The 14424-nt window shown below is 66.2% G+C and carries 12 protein-coding genes; 4 read left to right on the forward strand and 8 right to left on the reverse strand.

Going from position 1 to position 14424, the window contains the following annotated elements:
• The first annotated feature begins 22 nt into the window (after positions 1–22).
• Positions 23–667: a DUF4245 family protein gene (locus tag U0R18_RS08830; RefSeq protein WP_526367817.1), complete on the forward strand. Its 645-nt coding sequence runs from the start codon at positions 23–25 to the stop codon at positions 665–667.
• Positions 668–676: 9 nt separating this feature from the next.
• Complete coding sequence (locus U0R18_RS08835) at positions 677–1489, forward strand: dienelactone hydrolase family protein (protein ID WP_526367818.1); 813 nt, start codon at positions 677–679, stop codon at positions 1487–1489.
• On the opposite strand, the gene U0R18_RS08840 is transcribed toward U0R18_RS08835, so the two are convergent.
• Together U0R18_RS08840 and U0R18_RS08845 are read right to left on the reverse strand one after the other, a co-directional pair.
• A complete protein-coding gene (locus U0R18_RS08840; protein ID WP_526367819.1) occupies positions 1467–2666 on the reverse strand; it encodes an AI-2E family transporter in 1200 nt (399 codons plus the stop codon). The genes U0R18_RS08835 and U0R18_RS08840 overlap by 23 nt on opposite strands.
• An 11-nt stretch (positions 2667–2677) precedes the next feature.
• A complete protein-coding gene (locus tag U0R18_RS08845) occupies positions 2678–3751 on the reverse strand; it encodes an NAD-dependent epimerase/dehydratase family protein (RefSeq protein WP_526367820.1) in 1074 nt (357 codons plus the stop codon).
• A gap of 288 nt (positions 3752–4039) precedes the next feature.
• On the opposite strand from U0R18_RS08845, the gene U0R18_RS08850 reads away from it, so the two are divergent.
• Positions 4040–5704, forward strand: a complete 1665-nt coding sequence (locus tag U0R18_RS08850) for a SulP family inorganic anion transporter (RefSeq protein WP_526367821.1) — start codon at positions 4040–4042, stop codon at positions 5702–5704.
• Positions 5705–5792: 88 nt separating this feature from the next.
• Here the strand turns inward: U0R18_RS08850 and U0R18_RS08855 are convergent, their stop codons facing one another.
• From U0R18_RS08855 to U0R18_RS08880, 6 genes are all read right to left on the reverse strand, one after another.
• Positions 5793–8135 (reverse strand): arylsulfatase, encoded by a 2343-nt coding sequence (locus tag U0R18_RS08855; protein ID WP_526367822.1) that lies wholly within the window; start codon positions 8133–8135, stop codon positions 5793–5795.
• Entirely contained in the window at positions 8132–9061 is a 930-nt protein-coding gene (locus tag U0R18_RS08860) for a formylglycine-generating enzyme family protein (protein WP_526367823.1), read from the reverse strand. Before U0R18_RS08860 ends, U0R18_RS08855 begins: the two co-directional genes overlap by 4 nt.
• Positions 9048–9947, reverse strand: coding sequence for an HAD family hydrolase (locus U0R18_RS08865; RefSeq protein ID WP_526368262.1), 900 nt, complete (start codon positions 9945–9947; stop codon positions 9048–9050). Before U0R18_RS08865 ends, U0R18_RS08860 begins: the two co-directional genes overlap by 14 nt.
• Before the next feature lie 2 nt (positions 9948–9949).
• Positions 9950–11491, reverse strand: a complete 1542-nt coding sequence (locus U0R18_RS08870) for an arylsulfatase (protein ID WP_526367824.1) — start codon at positions 11489–11491, stop codon at positions 9950–9952.
• Between the two features lie 45 nt (positions 11492–11536).
• Entirely contained in the window at positions 11537–13087 is a 1551-nt protein-coding gene (locus tag U0R18_RS08875; protein ID WP_526367825.1) for an arylsulfatase, read from the reverse strand.
• A gap of 149 nt (positions 13088–13236) precedes the next feature.
• A complete protein-coding gene (locus tag U0R18_RS08880) occupies positions 13237–14082 on the reverse strand; it encodes an RNA polymerase sigma factor (RefSeq protein ID WP_526367826.1) in 846 nt (281 codons plus the stop codon).
• Positions 14083–14165: 83 nt separating this feature from the next.
• On the opposite strand from U0R18_RS08880, the gene U0R18_RS08885 reads away from it, so the two are divergent.
• Complete coding sequence (locus U0R18_RS08885; protein WP_526367827.1) at positions 14166–14402, forward strand: hypothetical protein; 237 nt, start codon at positions 14166–14168, stop codon at positions 14400–14402.
• Positions 14403–14424 lie beyond the last annotated feature (22 nt).

The following is a 14424-nucleotide window of genomic DNA, read 5'->3' on the forward strand; positions in this document are numbered from 1 at the left end:
TGGCGGCTGGGATACTGGTCCGGTGAGCACCCAACCCCAGCCGGCGCCGAAGCCCCCGAAGAATCGGTTGCTGCAGGACGGCCGGGACATGCTGTGGTCGCTGGGCCCGCTGGTGCTGGCCTGCCTGGTGCTGGCCGGGCTGGTGGGAATGTGCTCCTTCCAGGGCCGCGGGCCGAGCACCGGTTCGGTGCCCCACTACGACGCCCCTGCGGCGCTGAAGGCCGACGCGCAGACGCTGGGCTTCCCGATCCGGTTGCCGGCGCTGCCGGCGGGCTGGCAGGCAAACTCCGGTGCGCGCGACGGCATCGAGGCGGGGCGGACCAACCCCGACGGCCAGCAGGTCCGCGCCAAGGTGTCGACGGTCGGCTACATCGCCCCGTCGGGCAAGTACCTGAGCCTGACCCAGAGCAACGCCGACGAGAGCAAGCTGGTCGCGTTCCTCCATCCGGATCTGTACCCCTCGGGTGCCCAGGACGTCGCCGGCGTGCAGTGGGTGGTCTACGGGGATTCCGGTGACGACGCTCAGGGCGAGCCGGTGTGGACCACCCGACTGGGCGGCGCCGACGGCACCCAGATCGCCCTGACCGGGGCGGGGGACGCCGCGGACTTCCGCACCCTGGCCACCGCGACGCAGAATGCCGCGCCGCTGCCGGCCACCCGCCCGTAGGCTGAGCCGATGTCGAATGCACCGCGCGCGGATCTGACCGGTTGGACATGTGCACCGTTCACCGGTGGTGGCTATACCCATGACGTGTACCGGCGCGACCCCGATACCCCGGGACCCGGTGTCGTGCTGATCCCGGAGATGCCCGGCCTGACGCCCGAGGTCCTGGCGCTGGGAAATCATCTGGTGGACAACGGTTTCACCGTGGCCTCGCCGTCGTTGTACGGGACGCCGGGTGCGGCGTCGCAGCGCCCCGGCATGGTGCCGGTCATGGTGCGGGGTTGTGTGACAAAGGAATTCGCGGCGTTCGCCACCGACAAGAAGCGCCCGGTCACGTACTTCCTGCGGGCGCTGGCGCGCGATCTCAACGAATCGACCCCCGGCAAGGGGGTCGGCATCATCGGGCAGTGCTGGTCGGGCGGTTTCGCGCTGGCCGCGGCGGTCGACGACGTCGTGCTCGCGCCGGTGTTGTCGCAGCCGTCGCTGCCCATCGGATTGACCGCGGCGCAGCGCCGCGATCCGGGGTTGTCCGAGGACGAGCTGACGGTGGTGCAGCGCCGGGCCGCCGAGGAGGGTCTGTGTGCGCTCGGGTTGCGATTCTCCGAGGATCGGCTGTCCCCGGGCGAGCGGTTCCAGACGCTTCGTGACCGGCTCGGCGATGCCTTCGAGGTCATCGAGATCGATTCTCGCCCAGGCAATTCGGGGGGCTTCGGCAAGATGGCGCATTCGGTGCTCACGCTCGAGGTCCGCGACGTGGAGGGCCAGCAGGCCTACCGGGCCCGCGAGCGGGTGGTGCAGTTCCTCAAGGAGCGGCTGACGGTTTAGCCGCCGGTCGGTCGGCCGCGTCAGGTTCCTGGGTGACCGCCGACGGCTTGATCCGCTGCCACGGCCAGCGCCACTTGGGCCGCTCGTCCTTCTCGTCCGGGGGCAGCAACGTGTCCAGCGGCGCGTCCTTGTAGACCACCAGGTACACGCTGATGGTGGTGACGACGATGATCATCAGCACCGGGCCCAGCACGATGCCCCAGAAGCCGAACATCCCCAGCCCGGCGAACACCGACAGCAGCATGAGCGCGGGGTTCAGGTGTGCACTGCGGGGCACCAGGAACGGCCGCAGGATGTTGTCGATGGTAGTGACCACGATGATGTGGAAGAGCGCCACGAAGAGGCCGCCGACGACGTTGCCGAACAACGCCATTCCGATGCCCAGCGGGATGGTGACGATGCCGCTGCCCAGCGGGATGAACGACAGTGCGGTCAAGAAGATGACGAACATGAAGAAGCCGTCGTGGATGCCGGCGATGTAGATCGAGATCGCGCCGGCCACACCCTGACACGACGCGATGATGAACTGACCGCGCACGGTGGCCGTCACCATGGCGCCGATCTTGGCGAGGTAGATGTCGGAGACCTGCTGGCCCAGGGGATTCAGGTCGCGGAACAACCCGACCACCTTCGGTCCGTTGACCACCAGCGCCAGGAACACGTACAGGAAGATGATGGCCGAGGTCAGCAGACCGGCCAGGCTGCCGACCGAGTCGCGGGCGAAATGCAGGGCGAAGTCGCCGACGTTCTGGCCGACCCGGGCGATGGTGGTGCGCACCGTCTCGGTGGTCAGGTTGATGTTCATGAACGGGACGCGCGCCAGCATCTCGTTGACCGACGCCAGCAGGCGCTGACCCACCGCCGTGAGGTCGTTGTGCGACACCCAGTGGCCGATCCCGGTGACCATCTGCCCGATCTGCAGCACCGCCAGGAAGATCACGCCCGCCAGCGGTATGCCCACGACCAGGATGGCGGACAGCAGCGTCAGTGATGCCGAAAGGCCGACGTTCAGCCGGGTGCGCAGCCGCTGGTACACCGGGGTGAACAGGTAGGCGATCACGGCGGCCACGGCGATCAGGATCAGGTAGCGGCGCAGGAAGTAGGCGCCGAACAACAGACCGATGACCGTCAGGACGGCCAGCGCCCGTTTCTGGGTCGTCGTGAATTCGTCGAGCATCCCGACGAATTCTAGGTGTTGTCCGGACTCGGGTCGCCCCACTTTGCCGCCACCCGTCCCCACGGATCGGCGTAGGGCTCAGCGAAGTGGCGGTACGGCGAACGGAATTCGAGGATCCGGCGACTCAGCGGTGCCGCCAGGCGCAGCACCGGCCGCAGCGGGCCGGCCTTGTCAGCCGTCTCCATCAACATGTCCGGCCATGAATACCGTTGGAAATCAAGCACTTCCTGCGAGTGTGCGGTGTCCATCCAGTCGGTGGACATCCATGCCGAGTCGCTGTTCGGGTCGCCCTTCAGCCCGATCGGCAGCCCGCCGACCAGACCCATGGCGCCCGCCATGCCCGGGGCGATGTCGCCCTGGCGCAGCCGATGCGATTCGTCGCCGCCGATCAGGAACGTCTGACCGACCACCGCGCCCTTGTCGGAGTCCGGGCGCGTCGCGGCGGTGACGAACGCCCGGGCCACGTCACGCACGTCGACGGTGTTGATCCGGTTGTCGATCGGCAGCAGACCCTCGAAGTAGATGTTGTCGGCGTTCATCAGGCCCATCATGTCGACGGTCAGCACACCGCCGAGCCGCAGGATCACCCAGTCCAGGGCGGCGGCCCGGACCAGCGCCTCGGCCTCGACCTTGTGGGCGCCGTACAGCTCCGTCGGGTGCACCGGGGTGTCGGCGGTCAGCACGTCGCTGATCCGGTGCGGGTTGCGGGCGCCGTAGACGGCGATGCTGGAGGCCTGGACGAACCGCGGCGGCGTGGGTAGCTTCTCGGCCGCGCGCAGCAGGTTCGCGGTGGCGTCGACGTTGACCTTGCGGGCCAGGCCGCGCCGGGCGAAGCACAGGGGCGGGATGATGGCCGCCAGGTGGATCACCGCGCTGGGCGCGACCTGGCTCAGTAGTGCGTCCACCGCGGCCGCATCGGTCAGGTCCGCGTAGCGCACCGTGACGCCCGCCGGCAGTTTGGCGGCCTTCTTCTGGTTGTCCGGGATGTCGAGGTCGGAGGCCACCACCGCGGTCCCGCTCGCGGCCAGCTGCCGAACGGTCTCCGAGCCCACCAGGCCGAAGGCGCCCGTCACCAGAACTGTCATGCGTCTGCCTCCCCAGAACGAGAACACGTTCCGGGAATCATCGCGTATTCACCGGCCGGATGGGCGGCCGGGTATTAGCGGGCTCGTCTCACCAGTACTGGGCTTTGCAGCCGGCGGCCAGGTTGTGGCAGTGGTTGCCGCTCTTGCAGCCGTTGCACCCGCAGCGGCAGTCGTGGTCGCCCCGGCCGTTCTCCATACGTTGTTGCATGTTTCCAGCACAGCACAATCGCCACCGATGCGAGCCGGATTCCCCCGGCTTGCTGCCCGTGGGCGTGGCAGGGTTGACGTGTGACGGGCAAGCTGGGCAGGCCGACCGCGCGGGACGCCATCGCGGGCCTGGTCACCGGACTCTTCTCGATCCCCGAGGGGATGGCCTACGCCAGTATCGGTGGGTTCAACCCGGTGGCCGGTCTGTATTCGGGCGTCGTGTCGACCATCGTCGGATCGGTCCTGGCGCGCACCGTGCTGATGGTGACGACGCTGACCAGCGCGCTGGCGTTGTCGTCGCGCAGCGTGCTCACCGAGGCCGGCCTGGATCCCGCGGATCCCCGCAACGTCGCGGCACTGGCCGTCGTGGTCGGCGTGGTCATGCTGGCGTTCGGCCTGCTGAAGTTCGGTTCGATCATGAACTTCGTCTCCAACGCCGTGATGACGGGGTTCACCACCGGCATCGCTCTGCAGATCATCGCCGGGGTCATCAAGGATGCCACCGCGTACACGCCGCAGAGCCACAACACCATCGGGAAGTTCGTCGAAGCGTTCCGGCACATCGGGGACTGGCAGGCCACGCCCTGCGTCGTGGCGCTGGCGACCGTGCTCATCTGTATCGCGCTGAAGTTCGTCAAGCCGCTCGAGGCGTTCGCCACCCTGATCGCGCTGGTGGTCGTCACCGTCGGAGTGACCCTGCTGCGGCTGGACGTCGAGACGGTCGGCGATATCGCTTCGATCCCGAATGCTTTGCCGCCGTTCGTTGTTCCACATTTCGGGGCGATCCCCGAGCTGCTGGTCGGGGGATTGGCCGTGGCATTGGTGGGTCTGGCGCAGGCCGCCGGGATCTCGGCGGCCGTACCCAATCCCGACCGCAGCCGCCCCAGCACCTCCGGTGACTTCGTCGCCCAGGGGGCGGCCAACGTCGCGGGCGGGTTCTTCGGGGCGCTGCCGACCGGCGGATCGCTGTCGCGCACCGGAGTCGCGGTGTCGGCGGGCGCGCAGACCCGCTGGGCGGGGATCTTCGCCGGCATCTGGCTGGCCCTGCTGGTGCTGCTCGCGGGTTCGGTGGCGGAGCTGATCCCTATGCCGGTGATCGGCGGGCTGATCCTGGTGATCGGCGCGGAGTTGATCGCGGGCCGCTGGGCCGACATCACCCTGGTCCTGCGCACCGCGCCGCTGTCGGCGGTCGCGATGATCGTGACGTTCCTTGCCACCACGCAACTGCCGCTGCACACCGCGATCCTGATCGGCGCCATCACCTCGCTGGTGCTCTACTGCGTCAAGGCCGCCCAGTCCGCGTCCCTGGTGGCGTTGCGGCCGACCGACGACGGCGGTTGGGAACGCTGCGCGGTGCCCGAACGGGCGCCCAGCGGTGAGGTCACCGTGCTGCACTACAACGGCATCGGGTTGTTCGCCGAGGTACCGAGGATCGACGAGGAGTGGCCGACGGTGGACGACAGCCACCGCGCCGTGGTGGTCCTCAGCCTCGGCACGATTCCCGACGTGCCATCCTCCAAGGTGCTGAAGTCGTTGCGGCGGTGGGCTACTGACCTGCATGACAACGGCGGCCGGCTGATCATCGCCGGGGTCAGCCCGGCCACCGCCCGTGAACTGACCGCGGGCGGTGTGGCCGAACTGATCGGGCCCGATGCGATCGTGCCGGCGTCCACCCGCGTCTTCGGCGCGCTCGACGACGCCGTTGCGCGCGGCACGCAGTGGATCGCGGGCCAGAACGAGAGGTGACCCAGCTGTCGACCTGCTCAGCGGTGGCTGCGAAATCTTTCGAGTAGAACTCGCAGTGGGTTCTGAGCAGATCGAGAACCGGGATCTTTCAGTCGCGGGCGAACGCGGCCGCCGCTTCCGCTTCCAGATCGAGATACTGGTCGTCACCCACGTCGATCCCGACGCCCAGGATCGTGCCGCCGGTGAACGCGAATCCGACCGGGTAGTCTCGGCTGACCGGGTCCGCGCTGTCGAAGCCGACGCAGAGGCCGTCACCGCAGAGCGTGAACGTACCGATCTGCGCGCGCATGGGCCCCTGCGCCACCACCTGTTCTCCCACATACAGTTTCGTGGTCCCGAGGGATTCGCCGTGCTCGCCGGCGCCCTCCCGGGTGAACTCGACGCCGAGCACCAATTGGCCGGGTTCGAGTTCGTCGGGGGAGACGAACGTCTGCTCGGGTTTGATCCCGAGGAAGTTGTAGACATAGTGCAGTTTGCGGTCCTTGATGAACAAGGTGTGCCCGCCGAACCGCGCACCGTGCGCGAAGATCACCCCCTGGGATTCCGGTGTCACCTCGACGTCGGCGAGGATCTTGAAGGACCGGCCGCGAATGTTGACCGCAACGGCCTCCGGCACGGGCGTGGTGTCCGGGTAGTAGATGTAGCGCGATCGCGGCGGCTCACTCTGCGGACGTTCCACGCTGATCATCTCCACCGCGGTCCGATCATCCAGCGGCAGAACGAAATTCGCATCGGCCTCCTCGAACCAGGCCTGGATGAGTTCCTGGAGTTTCTCCGGATGCTGATCGGCGAGGTCGTGCGCCTCCGCCCGGTCCTCATCGACGTGGTAGAGCTCCCACCGATCCTGGTCGAAGTGGCCCTTGCCGCTGATCGGGGCGTGGATCGCAGACGCCTTCCAGCCGTCCTGCCAGATGCCGCGGGTGCCCAGCATGGCGTAGTACTGCCGCTTCTTGGTGGTCGCAGCGTGTGCGTCGTCGAAGCTGTAGCGCATCGACACGCCGTTGAGCGGGAACTGGTCGACGCCCCGGTACACCGTCGGCATCTCGAGGCCGACGGCGTCGAGGATGGTCGGCACGATGTCGGTGGAGTGGTGGTACTGATGGCGCATCTCGCCCTTGGCCTTGATTCCCTTGGGCCAGTGGATGATCATCGGATCGCAGGTGCCGCCGGCGAACTGCGAGTATCGCTTGAACATCTGGTACGGGGTGGAGAATGCGGCCGCCCAGCCGGTCGGGTAGTGGTTGTAGGCGTCGGGCCCGCCGAGCGCGTCCAGGTAGGACAGATTCTCCTGGAGGTCGTCGGGATAGCCGTTGAAGAACTTGTTCTCGTTGACCGATCCGTTGGGGGTGCCCTCGCCGGAGGCCCCGTTGTCGGCGCAGTAGAAGATCAGGGTGTTGTCGAGTTGGCCTGTGCGCTCGAGGAATTCGACGATCCGGCCGATCTGCACGTCGGTGTACTCGGAGAAACCGGCGAACACCTCGGCCATCCGGCTGAACAACCGCTTCTCGTCTTCGCCCAGCTCGGACCACGGCCGTACGTAGTCGGCGGGGTTGGCCACGTCCTCGGGCATCGGGTTCAGCGGCGTCAGATCGGTTCCCTCGGGAACCACACCGCGTTCGATCATCCGCTGCAGGATCCACTCACGATAGGCGTCGTAGCCGTCATCGAACTTGCGCTTGTACTTGTCGATGTATTCCTGCGGGGCATGATGAGGCGCGTGGTTCGCGCCGGGGCAGAACCACATGAACCACGGCTTGGACGGTGCGACCGAATGCTGATCGCGCAGCATCGTGATCGCCTGATCCGCAAGGTCCTTGGAGAGGTGGTAGCCCTCCTCCGGGGTGGCCGGCGGTTCGGTGAAGTGGTTGTCCACCACCAGATCTGGATACCACTGGTTGGTCTCACCCCCCAGGAAGCCGTAGAACCGATCGAAGCCCTTCGACAACGGCCACTCCGAGCGGTTGCCGCACGCCGAGATGTCCTCCACCGGGACGTTGTGGTTCTTGCCGATCCAGTAGGTGGAAAAACCGTTGTCCTGCAACACCTGACCGATGGTCGCGCACTCGGCGGGCAGGCGCGCGGCGGCGCCCGGGAAGCCGTTGGATCCCTCCGTGATCGAGGCGCACCGGTTGACGTGGTGGTTGCGGCCGGTCAGGAACGTCGACCGCGTCGGTGAGCACAGGGCGGTGGTGTGCCACTGGGTGTACGTCAGGCCGTTGTCGGCCAGCCGATCCAGCGTCGGCATGTTGATCCGGCCGCCGTAGGGCGACCAGGACGCCTGGCCGGTGTCGTCGTAGAGGATCACCAGGACGTTCGGTGCGCCCTCCGGGGCCTTCGGCAGGACGTAGGGCGTCCAGTCCGCAACGGAATCCCGGACATCGAGTTTGATGACGCCATTGAATGTCTTCGAGGGCTTCGAGGCTTCGGTCATGGTTCCTCCTGGTTCTTGATGCAGCGAAATCCGATGTGGCTCATGCCGGTGTCGATGGCCTGCGGGCGCCGGGCCGCGGGGCGGTAGCGCAGGCAGTAGCTGTCGGCGCACAGGAAGGACCCACCCTTGATCACCTTGCGGCCGATCTGGAACTGCGGTTGATCCGGGTCGTAACTCTCCGGGGCACAGCACGGAGTGTGGGCACGGTCCGCGCCGTACCAGTCGGTGGTCCACTCCCAGACGTTGCCCGCCATGTCGTACAGACCGTAGCCGTTGGGTGGGACGCTGCCGACGGGGCTCGTTGTGCCATAACCGGTTTCGGGAAGGTAGGGGAACTCGCCGTGCCAGTAGTTGGCCAGCTGCCGGCCGTGCCCTTCCGGGTCGTCGCCCCAGGTGTAGGTGGCGTGCGGTAGTCCGCCGCGGGCGGCGACCTCCCACTGCGCCTCGGTCGGCAGCTCCACACCGGCCCAGTCGGCGTACGCCTGCGCATCCTCGAAGGCGACGTGCACGACGGGGTGGTGCCCCCGGCCGGTCAGGCCCGAGCGCGGTCCGCGCGGATGGTTCCAGCAGGCGCCGGGCGTCCAGGTCCACCACTGCGAGATGTGCCGCAGATCCACCGGTCCGGGGGTTCGGTGGAAGACCATGGAGCCGGGTTGGAGGTTCTCCGCCGGGGCGCCCGGGTAGTCGGCGGGATCGAGATCGCGTTCGGCCACGGTGAGATAACCGGTGGCCGAGACGAATTCGGTGAATTCGGCGTTGGTGACCTGACGTGCGGCCATCCAGAATCCGTCGACGGTGACCTCGTGCGCGGGTGCTTCCTCGGGGTAGTGCTCGTCGGAGCCGACGACGGTGGTCTGGGCGGGAATCCACACCCAATGCTGTGCATCGAGGTCAGAGCGGTGCTCGGTGCGCTCAGGTGAAGACATTTGCCCAGTCGCTCTTGATGCTGGCGATGGTCCAGCCGCGAGCCTTCGCCTCGTCGAGCGACTTCTCCGCTCCGGCAACGTAATCGAACTCGCGCTGGGCATCGTCGTGCAATACCAGTAGACCGAGCGAGGGGCCCGGGCCGGAAGTGGTGTACTCCAACATTGCGATATCGCCATTGGAGTTTCCGGCGGCGAAGATCGGCCGGCGTCCGATGCGGCCCCAGATCCGGACCGCTTTGACCGGGCCGTCGTTCAGGAACTCCGGGGTGGACGTGGTGACCAGGTTCCCGTCCGCGTAGTCCAGTCCCACCGAGCTGCCGACCACTCGCTCCGGCGGCACCCCGTACATCGACGTGGTGATGGGCCGCATGAAATCCCGGCCGCCGCCCGAGACGATGTAGTTGGTGAAGCCGTTGCCCTCCAGGTAACGCAGCAACTCGACCATGGGCGTGTAGCCGCACGCGGTGTACGGCCGATGCAGGGTGGGGTGTTGCGCATCGGCGAAGAAGCTTCGCACCCGCTGGGCATGGTCCTCCACCGTAAGGCCCTGGTAGGCCGAAAAGATGGCGCCGGCAAGGGCGTTGAAGGCCGAATCGTCACCGTTGTAGTGCTTGGTGACGGCGTCGCCGAACCATTCCAGATCACCCGAAGCGGCGGCCCGGTACGGCGGATTGTCGAGTAATCCCGGATCAGCGGCCGCCTGCTCGGCCAGTCGGCGCACTAGGAAGTCCAGCTGGACGTAGGCCGGCTTTTCGACCCACAGCGTGCCGTCGTTGTCGAACACCGCCACTCGGTCCTCGGCGGCGACATCCTTGACCGCGCGGTTCACGAAGTCGACGATCCCCGACTTCGCGGGCCCGTCGTTCCAACTGTCGAGGTCGCCCATCGTCACCCGGCGGTCGAACCCAGGAAGCGTTCCAGCTCTTCGACCGCATCGTTGATGGTGAACGATGCCGGCTCCTGACGGGGCGGGAACTCCTTGAAGGTATCCAGGAATCGCTTCACCAGTGCCGATGCGTAGAACATCATGAAGATTCGGTCGATCAACCAGTCGTAGTACGTATTCGACGTGATGTCGGCCCGCTCGAACGGGTCGGTGCGCAGATTGAACAGCTTGGGTGCGCGCAGCTTCGTGAACGGTTCGAACCACACCTGCAGCGTGCCCTGGCAGCGCTGCTCCATGAACACGACCTTCCAGTTTCCGAATCGGATGCCCAGCACGTCGCCGTCGTCGGAGAAGTAGATCATTCCCGGCCGGGGGCTCTCGTCGGCCTCGCCGGTCAGATAAGGCAGCAGGTTGTAGCCGTCGATGTGCACGCGGTAGGTCATATCGCCGACGGTGTGACCGGCCTTCAGCTTGTCCATGATGTCCGGGTCGCCCGCGGCGGCCAGGAAGGTGGGCAGCCAATCATGATGTTGTACAACACCATTGGACACCGAACCGGCCTTGATCTTGCCGGGCCAGCGGATCATCTCCGGGATCCGGAACGCACCCTCCCAGTTGGTGGCCTTCTCGCTGCGGAACGGCGTGGTGGCCCCGTCGGGCCAGCTGTTGGCGTGCGGCCCGTTATCGGTGGAGTAGACGACGATGGTGTCCTCGGCGATGCCCAGTTCATCCAGCAGGTCGAGCAACTTCCCCACGTGGCCGTCGTGGTCGATCATCGTGTCGTGGTAGGGCGACTGCCAGCGGCCGGCCTGACCGCGGCTCTCCGGTTTGGTGTGCGTCCGGAAATGCATGTGCGTGGTGTTCATCCAGACGAAGAACGGCGTGTCGGCCTCATGCTGACGTTTGATGAAATCGACACAGGCCGAAGTGGTTTCGTCGTCGATGGTCTCCATCCGCTTCTTGGTCAGCGGCCCGGTGTCCTCGATGCGCTGCTTGCCCACCGGACCGTACCGGTCGTCCACCTCGTCGCTCTCGGAGTCAGTGGCCCAGGAGTGGATCACCCCGCGCGGCTTCAGTGCGTTGTAGAGCAGCGGTGCCTCTTCCGGGGTCGGATAGTCCTCGTGCTCCGGCTCCTCCTCGGCGTTCAGGTGATACAGATTGCCGAAGAACTCGTCGAAACCGTGCACCGTCGGTAGGTGCTTGTTCAGATCGCCCAGGTGGTTCTTGCCGAACTGGCCGGTGGCATATCCCAGCGGCTTGAGCAGTTCGGCGATGGTCGGATCTTCCTTCTGCAGACCAACATCGAAGCCGGGCATGCCCACCTTGGACAGACCGGTGCGGTAGACGCTCTGGCCGGTGATGAACGATGACCGGCCCGCGGTGCAGCTCTGCTCGCCGTAACTGTCGGTGAACAGCATGCCCTCCGCGGCAATCCGATCGATGTTCGGTGTGGAGTAGCCCATCATCCCGCGGCTGTAGCAACTCAGGTTCCAGATTCCGATGTCGTCGCCCCAGATCACCAGGATGTTGGGCTTCTTCGGCATGCATGCTCCAGTTCTCGAGTTCCCCGCAGATCCCCAGCGCGAATGCTAGTCGTGGGCGAGGAACTGGTGCAGCTTTTCCACGGCCTGGTCGACGCTGAAACTGGCCGGTGGGTGGCGCGGCGGAAACTCCTTGAAGGTGTCGAGGAACTTCGCCGCCATTGCCGTCATATAGAAGACGAAGTAGTCGTGCCGCATGAACCATTCGTAGTAGGTGTTGGACGTGATGTTGGCGAACTCATAGGGGTCGGTGCGGAGATTGAACAGCAGTGGCACCCGGAGCACCGTGAACGGCTCCGCCCACACCCGCAGTGTGCCCTGGCAGCGCTGCTCCATGAACACCGCTTTCCAATTCTCGAACCGCATTGCCACCAGATCGCCGTCGTCGGAGAAGTAGAAGAACCCGCGCCGTGGGCTGGCGTCGACCTCGCCCGTCAGATAGGGGAGCAGGTTGTAGCCGTCGATATGGACCTTGTACTCGGTCTTACCGTCCGCGCCGGCGGTGTGCCCCTTCTTCAGCCTCTCGACGATGTCCGGTTCCCCGGCAGCTGCCAGCAGGGTGGGCAGCCAGTCGTGATGCTGGATGATCTCGTTGGAGACCGTGCCCGCCGTGATCTTGCCGGGCCACCGGATCATCTCCGGCACCCGGAAAGCGCCCTCCCAGTTGGTGTCCTTCTCACTGCGGAACGGTGTGGTGCCACCGTCGGGCCAGGTGTTGCGGTGCGGGCCGTTATCGGTGGAGTAGATGACGATGGTGTCCTCGGCGATGCCGAGTTCATCCAGGCAGTCCAGCACGGCGCCGACATTACGGTCGTGGTCGATCATCGTGTCGTGGTAGGCCGACTGCCACAGCCCGGCCTGCCCGCGGCTCTCCGGTTTGGTGTGGGTGTACAGGTGCATGTGCGTGGTGTTCATCCACACGAACCACGGTTTGTCAGTGCCCTGCTGGCGCTTGATGTAGTCGATGGTGGCGCTGGTGATGTCGTCGTCGATGGTCTCCATCCGCTTGGTGTTCAGCGGGCCGGTGTCCTCGATGGTCTGCTTGCCGACGGGACCGAACTTCGGGTGGTCCGGTTCGGTGGACACCTCGGCGGTGGCCTTGCACTTGAGCACGCCGCGCGGCAGCGCGAAGTCGTGCAACCGCGGGAATTGATCGGCGTGCGGGTAGTCGTAGTTCTCCGGTTCCTCTTCGGCGTTGAGGTGGTACAGGTTGCCGAAGAACTCGTCGAACCCGTGCACCGTCGGCAGGTACTTGTTGAGATCGCCGAAGTGGTTCTTGCCGAATTGTGCGGTGGCGTAGCCCAGCGGCTTGAGCAGTTCGGCGATCGTCGGATCCTCGGCGGCCCAGCCGATATCGACGCCCGGCACGCCGACTTTGCTCATCCCGGTGCGGTACACACTCTGGCCACTGATGAACGCGGCCCGGCCCGCGGTGCAGCTTTGCTCGCCGTAGGAGTCGGTGAAGCGCATTCCCTCGTTGGCGATCCGGTCGATGTTCGGTGTGCGATAGCCCATCAGGCCGTCGCTGTAGCAACTGAGATTGCTGATTCCGATGTCATCGCCCCAGATGACCAGAATGTTGGGCTTTCCGTCAGGCATCGATGCCCCCTCGGTCGGTGGATTGAAGCTGTCCCGAAATTCACCGTAGGCGACAACGAGCCCGCTGGAAAGGTGCTCGACCAGTTCTCAGCCAGAGCTCAGCCGGCGAACATTGGTTAGTGGCAATAGCTTTCGATGCCTTTTTAGGGCTACTGCCGCGCCGTCCCGCCCTCGCGGCGCTGCACCCCGGCCAGTACGTCGTCGGCGGCGCGGAATTGCAGATGGCCCACCCGTCCGCCCTCGACCGTGAAGTCGAACGCCACCTTGACCTCGCCGCGGTGGATCCACGCGGCGCCGGGACGACCGTCGACGAAGACGGGGAAGGCGGCCTTCGCGGCGCCATTGAAGAAGCCCGCAACCTGTCCGCGACCCTCCATCCGGGCCGGCGTGCCGAGCGCCACGGCGGCCGCGTCGGCGGACACCACCACATCAGGAGCGAGCAACTCGAGTAGCCGCCGGAAGTCACCCTCACGAGCGGCGGTCATGAAGGCGTCCACCACCTCCCAGTCGGCCAGCGCGTCCTCGGGTGCGGCCGGGCGTACTTTGGCCCGCGCCCGGGACGCTAGCTTGCGTGCCGCGGCCGGCGTCGAATCGAGCATCGCGGCGATGGATGCGAAGTCCACCCTGAAGCTCTCGTGCAACACGAAGGCCACCCGCTCGGCGGGCGTGAGCCGGTCGAGAACCACCTGCAGCGCGATGCCGACGGTATCGGCCAGCACCACGTCATCGATCGGATCGGGCGCAGTCGCCTCGATCTCGATCGTCTCCGTCGGTGTGGGTATTCGCGCGCGCAGCCGGTCCAGGCACAACCGTGAGGTCACCGTGGTCAACCAGCCCGCCAGGTTGTCGATCTGGCCGTCGTTGCCGTGCAGCCGCAGCCACGCCTGCTGTACGACGTCCTGCGCGGCGTCGGCGTCGCCGAGGATCGCACTGGCGACGCGCTGCAGGCGCGCACGCTGGGCCTCGAAATCCTCGAGAAGGTTGTCGCTCGGCATACCGGTCACACTTTCGTCGTCGGGCGCGTCACCATCCTGACGTACCCGGACCACCGGGTGTGACCACCAGAAGGAGGACCCCTATGAAAGCGATGACGTGTCAGGACCTCGGCGGCCCCTGTGGCCTCGTGCATCACGGTGAGAGCGCCGACCAGATCATTAACGCGCAGGACCAGCATCTGAAGGAATTGGTCAAGGGCGGCGATGACGCTCATGTGCCCGCTCGCGAGGACATGAAGGGGCGCTGGCGCCATCCGATCAAGTCGATGGGTTGGTACAACGACGTCAAGAAGAGGTTCGCCGAGTTGCCGGACCAATGACGGCGAAAGGTAGTAATGGATT

It is taken from the genome of Mycobacterium sp. (assembly GCF_046330795.1).
In the GTDB taxonomy this organism is placed as follows: domain Bacteria; phylum Actinomycetota; class Actinomycetes; order Mycobacteriales; family Mycobacteriaceae; genus Mycobacterium.